Source organism: Actinospica sp., from assembly GCF_035552695.1.
GTDB lineage: Bacteria > Actinomycetota > Actinomycetes > Streptomycetales > Catenulisporaceae > Actinospica.
The window spans coordinates 14296-36210 of record NZ_DASZKT010000178.1; the positions used below are offsets into that span (position 1 = coordinate 14296).

A 21915-nucleotide genomic window follows, 5' to 3' on the forward strand; every position below is an offset into this window, starting at 1 on the left:
GCATCGAGAGGGCCACCGCCCTCGGCCGACGGCCGAGGGCGGTGAACCCGCTGCCGGCCTAGGCCGCGCTCAGGGCCTTGAGATCGGCGGTCTGCACGATGTCGGCGTGGTGCGGGAAGACCTTGTCGATCAGCACGCGGTGGACCTCGGGGTCGGGATCGGCGGTGGCGTCCGCGAGCACGAGGATGCGGAAGTCGCGGTCACCGGCGTCGCGCAGCGTGGAGAGCACGACTCCGGATGTCGATATGCCGGCGACGACGAGCGTGTCGAGGCCCTTGGCGTGCAGGTCGCTGTACAGCTCGGTGGTGCTGAAGGCGCCGAAGCGGGTCTTGCGCGTGAGGATGTCGCCGTCGCGAACCTCGAGCGAGTCGTGCAGCGCCGCCTCCGGGCTGCCGTCGAGCAGGAACTTGTTCGCGGCGACCTGCGCGAAGGTCTTGCTGTGCGCGGGCACCTTCTCGAAGTCCTCGTCGTTGAAGGCCACGCGCACGTACACGACCTGGACGTCGTTCGCCCGCGCCCACTCGAGCGCCTGCCGCGCGTTTTCCAGGACCGCCTCGGCCTGGGCGAGCGCGCCGAGGACGGCGTTCTGGTAGTCCATCAGCAGCAGCGCGGTGCGGGACGGGTCGACGGATTGTGTGGTGGAAACGGACATGATGCGGATGTTCTCCTCGTGAGTTGCGGGATTTTCGGCCGACGGCTTGAGGTGCCGGTCGAACACGGTCATCAGCAGCACGACGGCGCCGATGGCGATCAGGGCGAGCGAGACGTGGTGCAGTCCGCCGTCGCTCACGCGGGTGCGGAAGGCGATGCCGGTGATCGTCGCGGAGGCGATCGAGCCGACGTAGCCGAAGGTGCGCAGCAGGCCCGAGGCGGTGCCGAGCTTCTCGGCGGGCGCCACCCGGTACAGCGCGGTCTGGTTCGACAGATTGCTGATTCCCGACATGAGCCCGAACAGCGCGGTGACTCCGATGATGGCGACGATCGGGGTCCCACTGGTCAGGAACAGCGACGCGATCGAGCCGAGCACGAGTAGGACCGCCGCCACGATCAGCGGTGTGCGAACATTGATGTAGTTCGCCACCGCGCGCGCCGCGCCCGCCGAGAGCAGTCCCATCGGCAGCAGCACGAGCCCTGCCGCGTACGCGGACAGCCCGTGCGCCGCCTCGAGCCATTGCGTAAGCCCGTAGAGCATGACGTAGATGCCCAGCATGCTCAGCGCATTGCGCAGGTAGGTGCGGGTGAGCGCGGCATTCGAGGCGAGCAGGCGTACGTCGATGAACGGATTGACCGCGCGCAGCTCCCAGAAGACCAACGCGACGGCGAACGCGACCGCCAGGACGATTGCCGCCCAGCGCGGCGTGGGCAGGCCGAGCAGGAACACGAGCAGCGCCGTCATCGCCGAACCGAAGCAGACGACTCCGAGCACGTCGATGCGCGTGAGGACGTCGCGCGCGGACCGGCCGCGGATCACGTCCGTGTCCTTGGCGATCCACGCCGTCGCCATCGCGAACGCGAGGACGGTGAAGGGCACGTTGACCAGGAACGCGGCGCGCCAGCCGAACCAGCCGACGAGCAGGCCGCCGACCGCCGGGCCGATCGCCACGGTCACCGCGCCGGCGATCGCCAGGCCGCTGAGCACCCGGGCGGGCGGCGCCTCGAGACCGATCGCGGTGGCGCGCCGGCGGATCAGCAGCATCGCCGCCGGATAGCCGGCGGAGGTGCCCAGGCCGATCAGCACGCGGGCCGCGATCAGCATCGGCAGGTCGACGGCGACCCCGCCGAGCACGCCGCCGACCAGCACGATGGCGATCCCGGCCAGGAAGACCCGGCGCGGCCCGAACTCCTCGGCCAGCCGTCCCGCCGTCGGCTGCGCGATCGCGCTGGTCAGGTAAAGGCAGGAGATGAGCACCGCGGTCTGGCCGACCGGAACCCCGACCGCGGCGGCGATCGCGACCAGGGCGGTGGCGATCACCGAGCTGTTGACCGGGTTCAGCGTCGCGCCCATGAGCAGCGGTGCGACGAACCGCGGGCTGAACGGGCGCTGCCGCCACGCCTCGTCCATGCGATCCCCTCCTCAGGTAGTTAGGCAGGCTACCTGTCAATAATAGCAGGCTCCCTGCCTACCCCTTCTCTGTTACCGTCTGACCATGGCCGTCGAGGAAGAGCGGGCGAACGAGACCGCCGCCGAGCTGTCGAAGTCGATGGTCCGGCTGCGCGCCCGCCTGCGCCGCGAGTCCGCCCCCGACGAGATGCCCTGGACCTGGTCGCAGCTGACCACGCTCGCCCGCGTCGTCGAACACGGACCGACCACCGCCAGCGCGCTCGCCCAGGCCGAGCACGTGCGCAGGCAGTCGATGTCCGAGACCCTGGCCGCGCTGCGCACCCACGGCCTGATCGTCGCCGAGCCGGACCCGAGCGACGGCCGCAAGACGCTGATCAGCGCGACCCGCGAGGGCCGCGACCTGACCGCGACCATCCCGGCCGCCCGCGAGGCCTGGCTCTCCAGCGCGCTGCGCAACCTGCTGCAGCCCGAAGAACAGCAGTTGCTCCTCAAGGCCGCCGCGATCATGAACCGCCTCGCCGACGCCGAAGCCTGACCGCGTTCGCGTGAACCGATGTTCGCGTGGGTGGTGGCTGACGCAGCGTCGGCGGCTCGCGGTTGGTGTTCGGCCCTGCCTACGTCGCAGACACTCCGCTGCGCTCCGCGTCGGCTCCTCGTTCGGGCCGAGGGGTCGCTGCGCTGGCTATGCCCGCCCGCCAGCCCGCCCCTTGCCCTACGGTTGCTGCGCTCCCTCGGGTAACGCGCTGCGCGCTAGGGGCCTACGGCGTCGCACGCTCGCAGGGCTCGCTCCGCGACACCTACGGCGCTTCGCGCGGCTTCCGCGGCGGCTGACGCGGCGTCGGCGGCCTGCGGCCCGTCATCCGCGCGCGAAGCCGCCGGTTAGGCGCACGGCTGAAACAGCTGAGCGCCCCCACCGTCCGACGGACGGAAGGGGCGCTCGGCAGTGGGTGGTCACGCGGACTTGACCGCGGAGATGTCGAGGGCCAGCTTGACCTTCTCGCCGATCAGCACGCCGCCGGTCTCCAGCGCCGCGTTGTACGTCAGGCCCCAGTCGGTGCGGTCGACGGTGGTGCCGCCCTCGAAGCCGGCCCGGTTGGCGCCGTAGGGGTCGGTCGAGGCGCCGACGAACTCGAGGTCGAGGGTGACCGAGCGGGTCACGTCCTTGATCGTCAGGTCGCCGTGCAGCCGGTAGGTGTCGTCGCCGACCTCCTCGGCGGAGGTGGACCGGAAGGTGATCTCCGGGTAGGTCTCGGCGGCGAAGAAGTCGCCGGTGCGCAGGTGCTCGTCGCGCTGCGCCTGCTTGGTGTCGACGCTCGCGACCTTGATGACCAGTTCGGCCGAGGACTTGGCCGGGTCCGCGCCGTCCAGGTGCAGCTTGCCCTCGTATTCGCTGAACTCACCGCGCACGTTCGTGACCATCGCGTGCCGGACGCTGAAGCCGATCCGGCTGTGCGCGGGGTCGATGGTGTAGTCGCCGGTGAGGTGCGACAGGTCCCGGTCGAGCTTGCCGTCCGCGACGGCGACGGCGGACTCTGACTCGTTCTTGCGGTTGAAAAGGCTCATGGTCGGCTCCTCGGGTGGGACAGGCGGGCGAGCGGGCTCGGTCGTTCAGAATGTTGTTCAAGTTTCAACTACATGGCGGAGCCTAGCGCGTGTCGATTGAATCTTCAACTACGAATCGCCGGCTTTCGCTCGGACGATCGCCGCATTTCACCCGGACGGATGGTGGAACGCGCCGAAAGAGGTGGGGCCGGCGGTCCGAAGACCACCGGCCCCACGCGTTACCGCGTAGTGCTGACCTCAAGCTCCCGCTAGCTGCTGTAAGCCTGCAGTTCGGAGAGCTGTCCGGCCGGCCAGCCGGTGTTCGCCGTGAAGGTCAGCTTCACGTAGCGCACCGAGGCGCTGGTGAAGGTGACGGTCACGGTGTTCCCGGTGGACGGGTTGAAGGTGTAGCCCTGCGACCCGACCAGGTTGGTGTAGTTGGTGCCGTCGGTGCTGCCCTGGATCTGGATGGTCTGGGTGCGCGTGCCCCAGGACGAGGACGGCGGGAGGTCCAGCGTGATCTTGCTGACGCTGGTCGCCGAGCCGAGGTCCACCTGGAGCCACTGCGGGAAGGCGTTGTCGGTGCTCTCCCAGTAGCTGCTGGTGTTGCCGTCGACGGCGTTCGCCGGGACGTAGGACTGCGTGGATCCGCTCGCGGTGACCGGCCGGTTGAGCGCCAGGTTGCTGTTGGTGGTGCCGACGCCGGAGCCCGAGAGCGAGACGCTCAGCGGGCTGCTCGGCGCGTTGCTGCCCACCGTCAGGGTCCCTGAGGCCGCGCCGGACGCGGTCGGCGCGAACTTCACGCTGACCGTGCACGAGCCGCCCGCCGCGATCGAACTGCCGCAGGTGTTGGTCTGCGAGAACGCGCCGGTGACGCCGACCGAGGAGACCGAGGCCGCCGTCGAACCCGGGTTGTCGACCGTCACGGACTGCGCCGCGCTGGTCGAGCCGACGTTCTCGTTGCCGAACGACAGGCTCGCCGGCGAGGCCGTCAGCGCGCTGCCGTTCGTCGATCCGCCGCCGCCGGGGAAGATCTGGAGCTCGGACAGCTGCGCCGCGCTCCAGCCGGTGTTCGCGGTGAAGCTCAGCCGCACGTAGCGGGCGCTGGTCCCGGTCGGCAGGCTGATCGTCGCGGTGTTGCCGGTGGACGGGTCGAAGGTGTGCCCGGCCGAGCCCGCGATCGTGGAGTACGAGCTGCCGTCGGTGCTGCCGAGCACCGAGAGCGTCTCAGTACGCGTACTCCACGCCGAGGACGGCGGCAGGTCGAGCGTGATCGAGCCGATCGACTGCGAGGTGCCGAGGTCGGCCGTCAGCGTCTGCGGGTAGGCCGCGCCGTCGGTGGACTCCCAGTAGCTGCTCGTGTTGCCGTCGTCCGCGTTCGAGGCGGGGAAGCCCGAGGCGATGCTGCTGGCGGTGATCGGCGCGTTCAGCGCGAGGTTGGTGGTCGAGGTGACGCCGGTGCCGGAGAGGGCGACCGTCAGGGGGCTGCCGGGCGCGCTGGTCGCCACCGACAGGGTGCCGGGCAGCGATCCGCCGCTGGTCGGCGCGAAGGTGACCGAGGCCGTGCAGGAGCCGCCCGCGGCGATGGAGCTACCGCAGGTGTTGGTCTCCGTGTACGGCCCGGTGACGCTGATCGAGGAGACCGAGGCGGCGCTCGTGCCCGGGTTGTTGATCGTGACCGACTGCGCCGAGCTCTTGCTGCCCGAGGCCAGATCGCCGAAGGACAAGCTCGTCGTCGACGCCGTGAGCGAACCGGCCTGCACCGGGTTGGGGTACGCGGTGAGCACCGGCGTGGTGGACCAGCCGGAGTTTCCGCTGCCGAGGTTGAACGTGTAGGCGCCGGAGACGTTGCCCGGGTAGCTGTAGTTGTACGCGCCCGCGATGCCGATGCCGCTCGCGGTCACGCCGCTCACGCTCGCCGCTCCGCCGGTCTCCGCCTGGAACACGGTCGTGCCGGTGTTCTGCACGTTCACGTTGCTGATGTTCAGGCCGTTGACCACGTGACCGGTGCCGTCGCCGCCGACGATTTCGAAGGCCTCATACGGGCTGTCGAGGATCGCGCCACCGCTGTAGTTGACGGTCACATTGGAGAAGTCGGTGTTGTACGCGTCGAACTGGACCGCACCCATCGGGTGGCTCCAGTTCGGGTTGTACGCGCCGGCGCGTATCAGGTAGTTGCCGGATACGGTGATCGTCCCGGACAGCGGGGTGAACGGCTGCAGGAACGCCTCGTTGGAGATGTCGATGCCGCTGCCGAGCGGTTCGGTGTCGGCGACGACGTTGTTCGAGATGGTGTTGTTCGAGCCGCCGTAGTCGGCGATGCCGTTGGCCAGCGTGGGCTGGACGATCGTGTTGTTGCTGAAGGTGATGCCGGTGTCAGCGGTCGGATACGACCAGATCGCCAGGCCGTCGTCACCGGAGTTGCGGATGAAGTTGTTCTTCACCGTGCAGTTCGACGCGTTGCCGTTGAAGTTCAGGCCGTCCGCGTCGGTGGACTCGATGACGGTGTTCTCCACGGTGCAGTTGCTGTTGCCGTACTGCAGCCAGAATCCGACGTTCGTGTCCTGGATCCACAGGCCGTTGACCGTCCAGCCGCTGCCGAGCGAGCCGTCGATCGCGTTGGCCGTGCTGTCGTCGTGCCGACCGACCGTGGAGCCGAGGATCGCGAAGTTGCTGAGGTTGACCGCACCGGAGACCGCCGAGGTGTTGTCGATCAGCTCGTTCGTCTTGATCTGCGTGTACCAGTTGCCGGCGCCCTCGAGCGTGCCGCTGGTCATGTTCACGTGCGAGCCGACGAGGTAGGTGCCGGACGGGATCCACACCGCCTCGCCGGCCGAGTTGGCCGCGGATATCGCGCTGTTGAACGCGCTCGTCGCGTCGGTCGCGCCGGTCGGGTCCGCGCCGTAGGTGGCCACCGAGACGGTGTTCGCGGGCTGGGTGAGCGCGGCCGGGGCGTTGTAGAAGTCGGCGACGTCCAGGGTGTACGGCGTGGCCGAGTTGCCCGAGTCGACCTGGAACTTGATCGTGGTGCCCTGCGCGTACGTCTGGCCGAGCATCATCCGGGTGTCGTCGTACAGCTTGTGCGTCATGCTGCCGGTGATGCCGCCGGTCGAGATGTAGCTGTACGCGGAGGTCAGCGAGAGCTGCTGGCTGAGCTTGGTTCCGTTCACGTACACGGACAGCGTGCCGGAGGAGCCCTGCGGCACGGCGTAGTGCAGGTCGACGGCGTTCGCCGCGGCGGTCAGCGTGAACTGCACGTACTGGCCCTGCGAGGCCAGCTGCACGGCCTCGCGGCCCGAGGCTTCGGTGGCGAGCCCTCCCTGGGTGAAGGAGGGGCCGATGATCGAGCCGTTGGTGCTCCCGTTCTCGGCCTCGTATTCGGTGAACGGCAGGCTCGCGCCCGTTCCGCTGGGAACGTTGAACGGCGACTGGGCCCAGTACGGCGGGGTGCCCGCGGCGGCGGTGGCCGAGGAGGCGAAGATCACGCCGGGGAGGGTGAACAGGGCGGTGGCCGCGGCCACGGCGATCGCGGTCAGCCGCGTGCGGCGGTGTGGGGCGGACGGGCCACCGGGGGACGGAAGTCGTCTGGACATCGGTGTCCTGGACCTTTCGAGGAGAAGGTGCACGCGTCGAGGGTGGGTGAGTGTGCTGCGGGGGAGCGTAGAACTTCCGATACATGTCCGCAATATCAGCAAGCAAATTTCGAAAATTGTGCAAGAAGATCTGCAAGAAATTGCTGCTGCCGATCCGGGGCAGGCCGCGGCCCCGCGAGGACGTCGGCCCGCGGTCGGCGGCCGATTGCCTCGGTGTTAACGAATTGTCAGTTCCGCGGTCGCTCCGGAGTCGGTTCCGCGGTCGATTCCGCGGTCAGTTCCGCGACGCCGCCCGGGCGGCCAGTTGCTCCACATCCGCGGCGACGGTGGCCGGGTCGCTGACCAGGGTGAGGTGCCGGGCGTCGGGGATGAGCGTGGGCGCGGGGGCGCCTATCCGGGCGGCCGTCTGCGCGGCCGAGCTCGGCGCGTACTCGGGATCGTCGGCGCCGTAGACCACTGATTTGGGCATCGGCAGGCCGGCGAGGCGCTGCAGGCCGGCGACCGGGAGGGAGGGGATTCCGGCCTCCAGCACGGGGAGAGCGGCCGCCTCCGCGCCCGCGACCTGGAACGGACGACGCCACTGGTCGACGCCCGCCTCGGTGAGCGCGGGGCAGCGCGGGCCGCAGACCGCCGAGTAGATGGCGCGGATCGCGTCGTCGGAGCGCAGCACGAGACGTAGCAGGGTCGTGCGGTACGGCTGCGGGAACCAGAGGCTCCGGCCGCTCGTGTCGCGTCCGCCGTTCGCCGTGCCGTTGAGCGGCAGGCCGTCGCCGTCCAGGAACATCACGCCGCTCACCTCGTTCGGTGCCGCGAGCGCGACGGCCGCCGCGACGCCCGCGCCGCTCGAATGCCCGACGATGATCGGCCGCTGTAGATGCAGAGCACTGATGAAGTCGAGCACCTGCTGCGTCAGATGCGCTGTGTCGTACGGCGCGACTCGCTGCGTGTACCCGTAGCCGTCGAGGTCGATCGCGTAGACGCGGTGATCGCGCGCGAGGACCTGAGCCGTCGGCGTCCACGTGTCGGCCGACTCGATGAACCCGTGCAGCAGTAATACGGGCGTGCCGGACGTACCCCATTCGCGGTAACGCGTCGAGATATCGCCCGTCTGCACGTACGTCAGCCCGGGCGGATCCGGCACCGCGCCCTGGGTGGCCAGGTTGTAGGTGAAGCTGAAGCCCGTGAAGGCGAGGACGCACACGAGCGCCGCGATGAGGCACTGCCGCAGGAATCGACGCATTGCTTATCGCTGGGATCCCAGCTCGTGGGCACGCAGCCAGTCGGCGACGGCGTCCAAGTCGGCACCGGTGAGTCCCACCTCGGGATCGGTGCGATAGAGCAGCGCCGGCGCCGGGTGATGGGCGGCGACGTACTCCTCGTCGGCCGCGGTGGGCTCGTCGTCCAGCCAGACGAACGGCCGCCCGGCGGCATGCGCGACCAGGCGCTTCGTCTTCCAGCACAGGGCATCGTCGACGAACCCGTCCTCATCCTCCCAGGCGGGCAGGTCGACGACGGGCAGTTCGGGCAGGCCGAGCAGCGGGCCGATCACGTCGTTGGCCTCGCCCATCCACGCGGTCGCCCACCACAGCTCGCCGCCGAGCGCGAGCAGTCGCGGGCCGTGCCGCCGGTCCATCTTCGCGAAGTCGGGATAGTCGCTCGCCGAGCCGAACGGCAGCAGCGTGCCGTCCACGTCGACGAAGATCAGCGGCGCGTCCGCCCGTGGGCCGCCAGGAGGCTCTGTCACATTCGAACGCTATCAGCGGGCGGCATTTCGCTCGCACGGGAATACCCCTATGGGGTATAGGGTTGCCGGCAAGGCCAGAGAACTGCCGGATAGACGTCGAGAAGGAAGGTCGCCGATGCATGCGATCGTGCACGCACTGGCCATCACCGGGTCGATGACCTGGGAGATTACTTGGGCTTTGATCCTGGGGTTCACGTTGTCGGCGGTGGTGCAGGCGGTGGTGCGTAAGTCGACGGTGGTGCGGGTGTTGGGTGACGATCGGCCGCGGACGCTGGCCGTCGCGTCGCTGCTCGGTGCGGCCTCGTCGTCGTGCTCGTATGCGGCGGTGGCGTTGGCGCGTTCGCTGTTTCGTAAGGGTGCTGATTTCACGGCGGCGATGGCGTTCGAGATCGCGTCGACGAACCTCGTGGTCGAGCTCGGGGTGATCCTGGCGTTGTTGATGGGCTGGCAGTTCACGCTCGCCGAGTTCGTCGGCGGCCCGCTCATGATCGTGGTGCTCGCGCTGCTGTTCCGGCTCTTCCTACGCCAGCGGCTGCTGGACCGGGCGCGGGCGCAGGCCGAGCGTGGGGTGGCCGGTTCGATGGAGGGCCACGCGGCGATGGACATGTCCGTGGACATGGCCGGTTCGTTCCGGCGCCGGCTGCTCTCGCGCAAGGGCTTCACCTCGGTCGCGCACGTGTTCGCGATGGAATGGGCCGCGATCCTGCGCGACCTGGTCCTCGGGCTGCTGATCGCCGGCGCGATCGCCGCGTGGGTGCCCGACTCGTTCTGGCGCGGCTTTTTCATCACCGGCCACCCGTTGGCCGCGAAACTCTGGGGCCCGCTGATCGGCCCGCTGGTCGCCGTGGTCTCCTTCGTCTGCTCGATCGGCAACGTGCCACTCGCGGTCGTGCTGTGGAAAGGCGGAATCAGCTTCGGCGGCGTGGTCGCGTTCATCTTCGCCGACCTGCTGATCGCCCCGATCCTCTCGATCTACCGCAAGTACTACGGCCTACGCATGGCCGCGTTCCTCGCCGCCACCTTCTACACCGCGATGGTCATCGCCGGCTACGCGATCGAACTCACCTTCGGCGGCCTCGGCCTGATCCCCTCACAAACCACCGCCAAGATCCCCGACCAGGGCGTGAGCTGGAACTACACCACGTTCCTGAACATCGCGTTCCTGCTGCTCGCCACCATCCTGGTGATCCGCTTCCTGCGCACCGGCGGCGTGATGATGCTCAAAATGATGGGCGGCAACCCAGAGCCCGCCGGGAACGAGCACGAGCACTCGGGCGATGAGCGCTCTGACCACGACCACTCCGGCCACGACCACCACCATTAACTCAGACGGCTGATAATCCGTCCGGTCAGTTCGTCCAGTCGGGCGACGTCGTCCGGCGTGAGGTGATCGAAGAAGAGCCGGCGCACGGCCGCGACGTGACCGGGCGCGGCGTGCTCGATCGCGGCGCGGCCGACGTCGGTGATGGCGAAGGTGGCGCCGCGCCGGTCGCTCGGGCAGTCGCCCCGCTCGACCAGGCCGCGCCGCTGCATCCGCGACAGCTGATGCGATAGGCGGCTCTGCTCCCAGAGGAGGCTGGCCTCAAGGTCGCGGGCGCGCAGACCGTGCTCGGGCGCCTCGTAGAGACGCACGAGGATGTCGTAGTCCGCGATCGAGATCTCGTGCTCGTCCTGCAGTTGCCGCGCGAGCCGCGCGTTGAGCTGCGCGGTCATGTGCAGCAGCCCGCGCCAGGCCCGCTGCTCGTCGTCCGTCAGCCAGTCCGTCATACGACCGAGCCTAGCGGAATACATGAGGTATCATCTAAGTTGGATGACGGATCATCTACTTTGCCGAGGAGGCAGCCATGCGCCAGTTGACCGTCGAGCGCACCCTGACCCGCGTGGGCGACCGGACCCGTCTCGGACCGGACGAGCAGGTCGACGACAAGGCACTGGTGTTCATGCCGAACGACCCCGCGCTGACGGACCCGTTCCTGCTCATGGCCGAGGACTGGTTCTCCACGCCGGGCTTCGAGTGGCATCCGCACCGAGGCCTGGAGACCGTCACGCTGGTCATCGACGGCGTCCTGGAGCACGGCGACAACCTTGGCCACGCCGGCGCGCTGGAGCCGGGCGAGGTGCAGTGGATGACCGCCGGGCACGGCATCATCCACCGCGAACTGGCCTACCGCGACGAGAACGTGCACGTGCTGCAACTGTGGCTCAACCTGCCCGCCGCCAAGAAGCTGACCCCCTCGCGCTACCAGGACGTCACGCGCGAAAGCATGCCCCGCTTCCAGACGCCCGGCGTCGCGGTCGACGTGCACGCGGGGACCGTCGACGGCGTCACCGGCGGCGCGGACACGCACCACTCGGTCCAAGGCGTCGTCGTCACCCTCGACCCGCTCGCGTCGTACGACCTGTCCGTGCCCGCCGAGCATCGACTGTTCGCGCACGTGCTCACCGGCAGCGCGCTCATCGGCGGCCGTCGACTGGAGGCCGGGCAGATCGGCTGGTCCGACCCGTCCACCGCGCAGGGCGGAACGTCGCTGCGACTCGCCGCCCGGGACGGCGACCGGCCGTCGCGGATCATGGTCTACAGCGGCACGCCGCTGCGCGAACCGGTCGCCTTCGGCGGTCCCTTCGTCATGAACGACAAGCGGGAGATCCGCCAGGCGTTCCAGGATTTCCACGCCGGCGAGTTCGGCCCGGTGCCTCGCGCGGCCAGGCTGGCTTACGACCGCTGACCGCCTCCGCCCGGCTGCTGGTCACGTACGATTCTGCTCGTGACCAGTAAGCCGACCGAGGAGCAGCGCCTGCGCGACCTCGCCGTGCTGCGCCGGGTCAAGGACAGGATCGACCGGGAGCACGCGCAGCCGCTGGACGTCGAGGCGCTCGCCCGCGGGGCGCACATGTCCGCCGGGCACCTGAGCCGCGAGTTCAAGGCCGCGTACGGGGAGTCGCCGTACGCGTATCTGATGACGCGCCGCATCGAGCGTGCGATGGCGCTGCTGCGGCGCGGCGACATGAGCGTCACCGAGGTCTGCTTCGCCGTCGGCTGCTCGTCACTGGGCACCTTCAGCACCCGCTTCGCCGAGTTGGTCGGCATGCCGCCGAGCGCCTACCAGCGGCAGGCCGCGCACGAGGCGGACGGCATCCCCTCGTGCACCGCGAAGCAGGTCACCAGACCGATCAGGAATCGAGAAGCGAGCCCACCGCCGCCCACCTAGCATCGAAGACATGGACATCGACCTGACTATCAATGCGAGTTTCCTTCCGCACACCGATCCGGACGCCTCCCTGGCCTTCTACCGCGACACGCTCGGCTTCGAGGTTCGCAAGGACGTGCGGTACGGCGACATGTGCTGGCTCACCGTCGGCCCGCCCGACCAGCCGGCCACGTCGATCGTGCTCGCCCCGCCGGCTGCCGACCCCGGAATCACCCAGGACGAGCGCCGCACGATCAACGAGATGATGGCGAAGGGCACGTACGCGACCCTGCTGCTGGCCTCCAAGGACGTGGACGGCACCTTCGAACGCATCCAGGCGAGTGACGTCGAGGTGATCCAGGAGCCCGTCGATCAGCCGTACGGGGTACGCGACTGCGCCTTCCGCGATCCGGCGGGCAACACGATCCGAATCCAGCAGGTGGGCTGAACAGATTATGGTCGACGCGATCCGCGTGCACGGCGCGCGCGAGAACAATCTCAAGGACGTCAGTGTCGAGATCCCGAAGCGCAAGCTGACGGTCTTCACCGGCGTCTCCGGCTCGGGCAAGAGCTCGCTGGTGTTCGACACGATCGCCGCGGAGTCGCAGCGGCTGATCAACGAGACCTACAGCACCTTCGTGCAGGGTTTCATGCCGACGCTGGCCCGCCCCGAGGTGGACGTCCTCGAAGGGCTCACCACCGCGATCGTCGTCGACCAGAAGCGGTTGGGTGCCGACCCGCGATCCACGGTCGGCACCGCGACCGACGCCAACGCGATGCTGCGCATCCTGTTCAGCCGGCTCGGCAAGCCGCACATCGGTTCACCCAACGCGTTCTCCTTCAACGTCGCGTCGGTCAAGGCGAGCGGCGCGATCACGGTCGAACGCGGCGCCGGGACCAAGGCCGTGAAGGCGACGTTCAGCCGGACCGGCGGCATGTGTACGCGCTGCGAGGGCCGGGGCAACGTCACCGACCTCGACCTCACTCAGCTGTTCGACGACTCGAAGACGCTGGCCGAGGCCCCGTTCACGATCCCCAACTGGGGCGCGGACAACATCTTCAACTCCCGCATGTACTCCGAATCCGGCCTGCTCCCGCGAGACAAGCCGATCAGCAAGTTCACGAAGAAGGAGATGCAGGAGTTCCTGCACGGCGAGGCGCGGCGGGTCAAGGTCCAGGGCGTCAACGTCATGTTCGAGGGCCTGATCCCCAAGCTGCAGAAGTCGATCCTGTCCAAGGACCGCGAGGCGATGCAGCCGCATGTCCGGGCGTTCGTCGACCGCGCCGTCACCTTCCAGACCTGCCCGGATTGCGACGGCACCCGGCTCTGCGAGGCGGCCAGATCGTCGAAGATCAAGGGGATCAGCATCGCCGACGCGTGCGCGATGCAGATCAGCGACCTGGCCGAATGGGTCGGCAAGCTCAAGGAGCCCACGGTCGCGCCGCTGCTCGCGTCGCTGCGGGAGACGCTCGAGTCCTTCGACGAGATCGGCCTCGGATACCTCTCGCTCAACCGGCCCTCGGGCACGCTCTCCGGCGGCGAGGCGCAGCGGGTCAAGATGATCCGCCAGCTCGGCTCGGCGCTCACCGACGTGACGTACGTGTTCGACGAACCCACGGTCGGCCTGCACCCGCACGACATCCAGCGCATGAACAGCCTGCTGCTGCGGCTGCGCGACAAGGGCAACACGGTGCTCGTCGTGGAGCACAAGCCGGAGACGATCGTCATCGCGGACCACGTCGTCGACCTCGGCCCCGGCGCGGGCACGGCGGGCGGCACGGTCTGCTTCGAGGGCACCGTCAAGGGGCTGCGATCCAGCGGCACGATCACCGGCCGCCACTTCGACGACCGCGCCGCGCTCAAGGAGAAGGTGCGCCGGCCGGACGGCGCGCTCGAGATCCGCGGCGCCGCGGCGAACAACCTGCGGAACGTCGACGTGGACATCCCCCTAGGGGTCCTCACCGTCATCACCGGGGTCGCCGGTTCCGGCAAGAGCTCGCTCGTGCACGGCTCGATCCCGGCCGACGCGGGCGCGGTGTCGATCGACCAGCGCGCGATCCGCGGCTCGCGACGTAGCAACCCCGCGACGTACAGCGGCGTGCTCGACCCGATCCGCAAGACGTTCGGCAAGGTCAACGGCGTGAAACCGGCGCTGTTCAGCGCGAACTCCGAGGGCGCGTGCCCGGTCTGCAACGGCGCCGGAGTCATCTACACCGACCTCGCGGTGATGGCGAGCGTCGCCACCGTCTGCGACGAGTGCGACGGCAAGCGGTTCGACGCGTCCGTACTCGAATACAAGCTCGGCGGCCGCGACATCAGCGAAGTGCTCACGATGCCGGTGACCGAGGCCCTGGAGTTCTTCGGCGAGGGCGAGGCCCGCACCCCGGCCGCGCACGCCATCCTCAACCGGCTCGCCGACGTCGGCCTCGGCTACCTGACGCTGGGCCAGCCGCTCACCACGCTCTCCGGCGGCGAGCTGCAGCGGCTCAAGCTGGCCACCCATATGGCCGACAAGGGCGGCATCTACATCCTCGACGAGCCCACGACCGGACTGCACCTCGCCGACGTCGAACAACTGCTCGGCCTGCTCGACCGCATCGTCGACTCCGGCAAGTCGGTCATCGTCATCGAGCACCACCAGGCGGTCATGGCGCACGCCGACTGGATCATCGACCTCGGTCCCGGCGCCGGCCACGACGGCGGCCGAATCGTCTTCGAGGGCACCCCGGCCGACCTCGTCGCCAAGAGCTCGACCCTCACCGCCGAGCACCTCGCGCAGTACGTCTCGTCCGAATAGGCGGCATCCGAGCCCCTAGACCTCGCGGCGTATGCGGCGCGCCGCAGTCCGTCTCACCGGTGACACGGGAACGGCCCTCGCGGCGGACGACCGGGGGCGCGATCGTCCGTACCTTCGAGAGGGACGGTGGCGCCGACGAGGGGTGAGGGGCGAGGGATGACCAGCGGACTGATCACACATCTGATCGCGACGTACGGCTACTTCGCGGTGTTCGCCCTGATCGCGCTGGAGAGCCTCGGGATACCGCTGCCGGGGGAGACCGCGCTGATCGCGGCGTCCGTCTACGCGGGATCGACGCGCCACCTGGACATCGTCGCGATCGCGGCCGTCGCGTCGGCGGCCGCGATCATCGGCGACAACGGGGGCTACTGGCTCGGGCGGCGCGGCGGGGGAGCGCTCGTCGCCCGCTACGGACACATCGTCCGGCTCGACCGGCGCAAGCTGAAGGTCGGCAGGTACCTGTTCGCGCGGCACGGCGGGTCGGTCGTGTTCTTCGGCCGGTTCATCAGCGTCCTGCGCACGTACTCGGCGTTCCTGGCCGGGCTCAACCGGATGCCGCTGGTCCGCTTCGCCGCGGCGAACGCGGCCGGGGGAGTGGTGTGGGCGGCGGGCTACGCCGCGGCGGCGTACGCGCTCGGCAGCGCGGCGGCGTCCCTCGGCTCGCTGGTCACGCTCGTCGGCCTCGGGGTCACGACCGTGCTCACGGTCGTCGGCGCGCTCGTGCTGCGCAGGCACATGGCCCGGCTCGAGGAGCGTGCCGAGGCGATGTTCCCCGAGGTCGGGCACCCCGAGGTCACAGTTGCTGAGCCTCGCCTGACACGAGATGCCGTCGGTCAGTGTCGGTGAGCGCGCCGAGCACCCGGCCGTAGAGGTCCACGCCGATCTCCGAGAGCAGCCCGTCGTGGACGTCGACGACGTGCTCGGGCCGCACCTCGCGGACGTAGTCGGCGGTCTCCCCGACCTTGCACCACGGCGCGTTGATCGGCAGCAGCAGGGTCTCGACGGGCCGGTCCGGCACGGTCAGCGCGTCACCCGGGTGGAAGACCGTGCCGTCCACCAGATAGCCGACATTCGTGACACGGGGGATGTCCGGATGGATGACGGCGTGCAGCTCGCCGTGCACCTGGATGTCGAAGCCCGCCGCGCTGAACATGTCGCCGTGGCCGACCGTGTGCACCCGTCCGGGGTACGCGGCGGACAGTAGCGTGGCGACGGAGGCGAGCGTCCAGACCTCGACGGCCGGGTCGGCGTCCAGCGCGGCCCGCACGTGGCCCTCGTTGAAGTGGTCCGGGTGCTCGTGCGTGATCAGCACGGCCGCCGCGCCCTGGACCGCCCCGGGCTCGGTGTAGCCGCCGGGGTCGATGACGAGCACGGGGCCGCCCTTGTCCAGGCGGATGCACGAGTGGCCCTGCTTGGTCAGCTGCACGGTACGTCCTTCATGGCGGATCGATGGGCTCGGACATCTCGATGATGGCCCGCTTCGCGAGCCCGCGCATCCCCTCGATCGGCCCGGGCTGTCACCCACTTGGCGGCGGTGGGAACAACCGATCGGCCCCCTGCATGGTCATCAGTTCGGCGGCTGGGGCATGCCACCCCAGCGTGCCGCAACACGGCGCCGTCCGACGCAGCGGAAGGGGAACGGGACCATGCCAGCGACACCATCGATCGCCACGTCCGCCGCGGAGACCCGTCGCATACTCGCCTGCCGACACGTGCGCGGGGAGATGCACGAGCAGCCGGACGTGCTCGCGCGGCTGTCCCGGCACGTCGAGCACTTCGCCCACCAGGTCGGCGCGCTGGCCGCCGAGCACGGCGGCTTCCGGGACGTGGTCTTCCTCGCTCCCGCGCGCACCCAGCCGGTCGCGATCCTCGGCCGGCACGCGGTCGTCGCGCGCTGCGGACCGCGGGCGCTGCCTCCGCACACGGACGCCGATTCGGTGCCGGATCCGCGCGAACGCCTGGTCATCGCGCTGTCCCCGTCCGGGGAGGACGAGCGCGTGCTCGAGCTCTCCCGGCGTGCCGCCGACGCCGGTTCGGCCGTGGTGACCGTGACGAACGACGCGCGCTCGCCGCTGGCCCGACTCGCGACGGTGACGGTGGACCTCGCCGCCGGTCTGGAACTCTCCGCCGCACCCACGAAGTCCGTGACCGGCATGATGCTCGCCGTCCTCGCCCTGGTCGACGGCCTGCCCACGGCGCAGGGGACTCTGCCGTCGATCGCGGATTCCGCCCGCGCGCTCTCGGTGGCCCGAGCCGTCGGCGATCTCCTCGCCGACCAGGCCTCCGCCGACGCCGCGGCCGCCCGCCTCGTCCCCGCACGCCGCATCGCCGTCGTCGGCCACGGCCACCATCACCCGGCCGCGCTGGAGACGGCGCGGATGCTCCGCGAGACCGCGGACCTGCTGGTCGAGGGTTTCTCGGTGGAGGAATTCCGCTCCGGACCGCTCGGCGGCTTCGACGCCGAGACCGCCGTCGTGCTGCTCGCCGGGCCCGGCCACGCGGCCGTCCGCTCGCTGCGGGCCAGGCTGCGCGCCCGCGGCGCGCACGTCCTCGCGATCGGCAGCGCCGACCTGCCGCTTCCCGGCCTGGCGGGTTCCGGCGCCGAGTGCGTCCTGGCCACCGTGCGCGGCCAGCAGTTGGCCGTCGCCGCGGCCCGGGCCCTCGGCGTGGACCCGGACCGTCCCGCCGTGATCGACGTCACACCGTCGTCACTCTTTCGGCCCTGCGAGCGTGCGCGGAGGCCCGCCGACGCGGAGCGTGGATTCGGCGGCGCCTCGGGCCCGCCGAGATGAGCGGGGAAGCAGCGGGGGACCAAGGAAAGGGTTGAGAACATGGCGGGTAAGTTCGAGGTCTACCTGGACGCGCGCGGCAAGCACCGCTTCCGCCTCAAGGCGGGCAACGGCCAGATCATCGCGGTCGGCGAGTCCTACGAGTCGATGGCGGCCTGCCTCGGCGGCATCGAGTCCATCCGGAAGAACGCGGCCGGCGCCACGCTCAACGACCTCACGTCACAGGGCCCGAACATGAAGCACGCGACCAAGCACAAGGCCGGCGCGGGGTCCGGCATGCGCGCGCAGTGACGCGCGTTTGAGAGCCGCGGCCCGGCCGGATTCGGCCGGGCCGCACGCTTGCGGCGCATACCGTACTGACTTGATCACCGACCGTGATGTAATACTGGGAAACGTGACGACGATCGACCGGGCGGACGCGTACGCGTTGCTGACCGACGGGCGCGCCGTCCGGCTGCGCTCGGCGACCCCGGCCGACTGGCAGGCAGTGCATGATTTCGCCGCGACCCTCGGTCCGGACAGCGTCTACCGCCGCTTCTTCGGCTCGCCGCGCGATCCCGGCGTGATTCTCGCCGACCTCGTCTGCGCGCCGCAGCCCGAGCACGGGCCGCCGACGCACGGCGGGCTGCTCGCCGTGCTCGACGGCGAGATCGTCGGCCTCGCCGACTGGTATCGCGCGGCCGATGACCGGACCGACGAGGCCGAGATGGCCTTCGCGGTCTCCGACGGACTGCAGGGCAAGGGCGTCGCCACGCTGCTCGCCGAGCACCTGATGATCGCGGCCGAGCGAGCCAGGATCCGGCTACTGCACGCCATCACCCAGGGCGACAACCGCGACATGCTCGGCGTGTTCATCGCGCTCGGCGTGCCGGTGCGGCGCAACTGGTCCGACGGTGTCTGCACTCTGACGATCGACCTCGAACTCGACTCGGTCGCGCGTGCCACGCTGATGGAGTCCGCGGCGAAGCGCGAGGGCCTGGCCGACGAGGCGAGCCTGCGCAGCCTGCTCGCGCCGGGCTCGATCGCGGTCGTCGGCGACGTCGCGCATCCCGCCACCCGTCGCCTGATGGACGAACTCGCCGCCTTCTCCGGGCCCGTGTACCACGGCGGCGTCGAGGGCGCCGACCTGCCGGATGACGCCCGGCCCGAGCTCGCCATCGTGACCTCGCCGCCGGATCGGGCCGTGGCCGCCGCCCGCCGCTGCGCGGAACGCGGCGTCAGAGCCCTGATCGTGACCGCGACCGGCTTCGACCGGGAGCAGGGACTCGCGCTGCTGGCGGCCTGCCGCGACAACGGGATACGCCTCGTCGGGCCGGGCAGCCTCGGCGTCGCCGCGCCGCACGGGGCCGAGGGATTCAGTGCCCTGCTGTCCGCCACCGCGCCGGATCCGGGGCCGGCCGGCGTGGCCGTGCAGTCCGGCGGCGTCGGGCTGGCACTGCTCAGCCATCTCGAACGGCTCGGCATCGGCGTCAGCAGCTTCGCGGCGGTCGGCGAGAAGTACGACGTCAGCGCGAACGACCTGCTGCTGCACTGGGAACAGGACTCTGACACGAAGCTGGGTCTGCTGCACGTCGAGTCCTTCGGCAACCCGCGTAAGTTCGCGCACACCGCACGCCGGCTCTCCCGCCTCATCCCGCTGCTCGCCGTCGATCCGGAACAGTCCCCGAGCCAGGCGCGCACGGCGCTCTACGCGCAGGCCGGCATCATCGCAGTACCCTCACTCGGCGCGCTGGTGGACGCCGCTGCCCTGGCCGCGCACCAGCCGCTGCCGCGCGGCCGACGCGTGGCCGTGATCGGAAACACGCACGGGATGGTCAGCCTGGCGGTCCAGGCTTGCATCAAGGCGGGGTTCGAAGTCACCGACGCCGTCGACGCCACCCCGTCCGCCGACGCCGGCAAGCTCGCGGAGCACCTCGCGCACGCGTTCGAGCACGGCGACGACGACTCCGACCTGCCCGAATCGGTCCTGCTCGCCCTCGCTCCGGCCACCCCGGAGCTGACCAACCTCGACGTCGTCATGGACACCGTCCCCGCCGGCATCCCGGTCCTCGCGGTTCTCGCCGAACAGCCCGAATCGGTGGCCGTGCGCCACTGCGGAGCCCGGCACGAGCACGTGCTGCCCTGCTACAACGACGCCGCCGCGGCAGCCGACGCCCTGACCGCGGCACGGCGCGCCGCGCGCGTGAAGGTGCTGTCGACGCGCATCGAGTATCCCGCGGGCATCGACCTCGCGGCCCTTCGCGACGTCGTCGAGGCCGGCCTGAAGCACGACGGCGAAGGCCGCGAACTGCTCCCGTCGGAGAGCGACGCGCTGCTCGGCGCGCTCGGCGTCGATCCCGCGCGCTCCGCGCGACTCGGGCCGCAGGCGCGCGAGGCGAGCGTGACCGCGTGGCAGGACAGGGTCTTCGGGCCGGTGCTCTTCGGCCTGTCCGACCTCTGGCGCCAGCCCGTGACGATGCTCGCGCCGGTCGACACCGGCACCGCCGAGAGTGTCGCGGCCCGCGTCGCCGGGGAGCCCGCGCCCGTCCTCGCCGACCTGTTCCGCCGGGTCGCCGCGCTGATCGACGCGTGCCCCGAGATCTCGTCGTTCCGGCTGGACGTCGAGTTCGACGAGTCGGTCGTGCGGCGCGGCGAGGTCGTCACGCTGCTCGCGCCCGCGGAGAGCCAGAATCCGCATTTGAGGAGGTTGCGTCGTGCTCCGGTGGAATGACCCGTGCCCGGTCGGTGGCCTGCGTGCGATAGTGGCCCCATGACGAGGCCCAGACTGCTCATCCCGTGGGATGAGACGCTGCTGAGCTACGACCTCGGGCCCGACCACCCGCTCGCCCCGGTGCGCGTGGAGCTGACGATGGCCCTCGCCCGAGAGCTCGGCGTGCTCGAAGCGCCGGACGTCGAGATCGTCGGCGTCACCCCGGCCGACGACGAGGTGCTGGAACTCGTGCACGACCCCGCGTACATCGCGGTCGTCCGCTCGGCGCTCGAGGCGGACCCGGCCTATCTGCGGCGGTACGGCTTCGACTCGCCGGACAACCCCGTCGTCCCCGGCCTGCACGAGGCCGCCGCGCTCATCGCCGGCGCCAGCGTGCGCGCCGCCGAAGCCGTCTGGCGCGGCGAGTCCGAGCACGCGGCGAACATGGCGGGCGGCCTGCACCACGCGATGCGGGCCCGCGCGTCAGGGTTCTGCGTCTACAACGACGCCGCGATCGCCGTCGCGCACCTGCTGCGCCGCGGCGCCGAACGCGTGGCCTACGTGGACGTGGACGTGCACCACGGCGACGGCGTGCAGGCGGCCTTCTACGACGATCCCAGAGTCCTGACGATCAGCCTGCACGAGACCCCGGCCTCGCTGTTCCCCGGCACCGGTCGCCCGGACGAGACGGGGGCCAAGGGCGCCGAGGGCATGAGCGTGAACGTCGCGCTCCCGCCCTACACCGGCGACGAGGGCTGGCTGCGCGCCTTCGACGCCGTAGTCCCGCCGCTGCTCAAGCAGTTCACGCCGGAGATCCTGGTCACCCAACTCGGCTGCGACAGCCACGCCCTCGACCCCCTCGCACACCTCGAACTGTCGGTCGACGGGCAACGCGCCGCGATCACCGCCCTGCACGACCTCGCCCACCGGCACGCCGACGGCCGCTGGCTGCTGCTCGGCGGCGGAGGCTACGCCCTCGTCGACGTCGTCCCGCGCACCTGGGCGTCGGCACTCGCCGAGGCCGCCCACCGCCCCATCCCCGCCGAGACCCCGACCCCGGTCCCCTGGCGCGAGTTCGTCCGCGCCCGCACCGACCGCACCGCCCCCGAGCGGATGACCGACGGCCACCCCGCCACCTTCCGCCGCTGGGTCGACGGCTACGACCCCGCCGACGCCGTCGACCGCGCCATCCGCGCCACCCGCACCGCCGTCTTCCCCGAGCACGGCCTCGACCCCCAGCCCTGACGCTCCGCTGCGTTCCGCTTACCTCGCCGGTGTGCTCGCTCCGCTACGCAACCACCGGCTACGTAGGGCTGCTGTTCGTTCTGGGGGCCCGGCCCCCAGACCTCCACGCCAGGGGGCTCCGCCCCCTGGACCCCCGCGCGACTTCCAGCCAAATCGATTTCTGGTCCGCGGTGTGGGTCATCGGTGGCTCGCGTTCGGCCCTGCCTACGGCCCGATGCTTCTCTCCGCTTCGCATCGGGCCTCGTTCGGGCCGTGGGGTCGCTGC

Annotated in this window: 17 protein-coding genes and 1 pseudogene; 11 read left to right on the top strand and 7 right to left on the bottom strand. The window is 70.4% G+C overall.

All coding sequences use genetic code 11. The features are described from left to right. Positions 1 to 58: 58 nt before the first annotated feature. Positions 59 to 2062, bottom strand: coding sequence for an isochorismatase family protein (locus tag VG296_RS20900; RefSeq protein ID WP_325568133.1), 2004 nt, complete (start codon positions 2060 to 2062; stop codon positions 59 to 61). A gap of 85 nt (positions 2063 to 2147) precedes the next feature. Between VG296_RS20900 and VG296_RS20905 the strand changes: the two genes are divergently transcribed. Next, on the top strand, positions 2148 to 2597 hold the full coding sequence (locus VG296_RS20905) for a MarR family winged helix-turn-helix transcriptional regulator (RefSeq protein WP_325568135.1): 450 nt from the start codon (positions 2148 to 2150) through the stop codon (positions 2595 to 2597). A gap of 416 nt (positions 2598 to 3013) precedes the next feature. Here VG296_RS20905 and VG296_RS20910 read toward each other — a convergent pair whose 3' ends face one another. The 4 genes from VG296_RS20910 to VG296_RS20925 form a co-directional block, all read right to left on the bottom strand. Next, entirely contained in the window at positions 3014 to 3625 is a 612-nt protein-coding gene (locus tag VG296_RS20910; protein WP_325568137.1) for a YceI family protein, read from the bottom strand. A gap of 248 nt (positions 3626 to 3873) precedes the next feature. Then, a complete protein-coding gene (locus VG296_RS20915; RefSeq protein ID WP_325568139.1) occupies positions 3874 to 7197 on the bottom strand; it encodes a discoidin domain-containing protein in 3324 nt (1107 codons plus the stop codon). A gap of 274 nt (positions 7198 to 7471) precedes the next feature. Further along, entirely contained in the window at positions 7472 to 8437 is a 966-nt protein-coding gene (locus VG296_RS20920; RefSeq protein ID WP_325568141.1) for an alpha/beta hydrolase, read from the bottom strand. Positions 8438 to 8440: 3 nt separating this feature from the next. After that, positions 8441 to 8941 carry an HAD domain-containing protein gene (locus VG296_RS20925; RefSeq protein WP_325568143.1) on the bottom strand — a complete coding sequence of 167 codons (501 nt, stop codon included), beginning with the start codon at positions 8939 to 8941 and terminating at the stop codon, positions 8441 to 8443. Between the two features lie 115 nt (positions 8942 to 9056). On the opposite strand from VG296_RS20925, the gene VG296_RS20930 reads away from it, so the two are divergent. Then, entirely contained in the window at positions 9057 to 10265 is a 1209-nt protein-coding gene (locus VG296_RS20930) for a permease (RefSeq protein ID WP_325568145.1), read from the top strand. Here the strand turns inward: VG296_RS20930 and VG296_RS20935 are convergent. Further along, on the bottom strand, positions 10262 to 10708 hold the full coding sequence (locus tag VG296_RS20935) for a MarR family winged helix-turn-helix transcriptional regulator (protein WP_325568149.1): 447 nt from the start codon (positions 10706 to 10708) through the stop codon (positions 10262 to 10264). The two genes, VG296_RS20930 and VG296_RS20935, sit on opposite strands and share 4 nt — an antisense overlap. A gap of 77 nt (positions 10709 to 10785) precedes the next feature. Here VG296_RS20935 and VG296_RS20940 point away from each other — a divergent pair, with 77 nt between their 5' ends. The 5 genes from VG296_RS20940 (at position 10786) to VG296_RS20960 (ending at position 15773) form a co-directional block, all read left to right on the top strand. Beyond that, a complete protein-coding gene (locus VG296_RS20940) occupies positions 10786 to 11667 on the top strand; it encodes a pirin family protein (protein WP_325568151.1) in 882 nt (293 codons plus the stop codon). 39 nt (positions 11668 to 11706) lie between these two features. Next, entirely contained in the window at positions 11707 to 12150 is a 444-nt protein-coding gene (locus tag VG296_RS20945) for a helix-turn-helix transcriptional regulator (protein WP_325568153.1), read from the top strand. 10 nt (positions 12151 to 12160) lie between these two features. Continuing rightward, the gene (locus VG296_RS20950; protein WP_325568155.1) at positions 12161 to 12577 is read left to right on the top strand and encodes a VOC family protein; all 417 of its coding nucleotides are present in this window, start codon (positions 12161 to 12163) and stop codon (positions 12575 to 12577) included. 7 nt (positions 12578 to 12584) lie between these two features. Further along, positions 12585 to 14927 carry an excinuclease ABC subunit UvrA gene (locus VG296_RS20955; RefSeq protein WP_325568157.1) on the top strand — a complete coding sequence of 781 codons (2343 nt, stop codon included), beginning with the start codon at positions 12585 to 12587 and terminating at the stop codon, positions 14925 to 14927. Positions 14928 to 15083: 156 nt separating this feature from the next. Further along, positions 15084 to 15773, top strand: coding sequence for a DedA family protein (locus VG296_RS20960; RefSeq protein ID WP_325568159.1), 690 nt, complete (start codon positions 15084 to 15086; stop codon positions 15771 to 15773). Here VG296_RS20960 and VG296_RS20965 read toward each other — a convergent pair. Beyond that, positions 15721 to 16353, bottom strand: a complete 633-nt coding sequence (locus VG296_RS20965; protein ID WP_325568161.1) for an MBL fold metallo-hydrolase — start codon at positions 16351 to 16353, stop codon at positions 15721 to 15723. The genes VG296_RS20960 and VG296_RS20965 overlap by 53 nt on opposite strands. A gap of 220 nt (positions 16354 to 16573) precedes the next feature. On the opposite strand from VG296_RS20965, the gene VG296_RS20970 reads away from it, so the two are divergent. From VG296_RS20970 to VG296_RS20985, 4 genes and pseudogenes are all read left to right on the top strand, one after another. Beyond that, positions 16574 to 17719 carry an SIS domain-containing protein gene (locus VG296_RS20970; protein WP_325568163.1) on the top strand — a complete coding sequence of 382 codons (1146 nt, stop codon included), beginning with the start codon at positions 16574 to 16576 and terminating at the stop codon, positions 17717 to 17719. 39 nt (positions 17720 to 17758) lie between these two features. Further along, positions 17759 to 17923: pseudogene (locus VG296_RS20975) on the top strand (YegP family protein); the annotation flags it as partial. 187 nt (positions 17924 to 18110) lie between these two features. Continuing rightward, a complete protein-coding gene (locus VG296_RS20980; RefSeq protein ID WP_325568167.1) occupies positions 18111 to 20426 on the top strand; it encodes a GNAT family N-acetyltransferase in 2316 nt (771 codons plus the stop codon). 39 nt (positions 20427 to 20465) lie between these two features. Next, positions 20466 to 21650 carry an acetoin utilization protein AcuC gene (locus VG296_RS20985; protein WP_325568169.1) on the top strand — a complete coding sequence of 395 codons (1185 nt, stop codon included), beginning with the start codon at positions 20466 to 20468 and terminating at the stop codon, positions 21648 to 21650. The last annotated feature ends 265 nt before the right edge of the window (positions 21651 to 21915 follow it).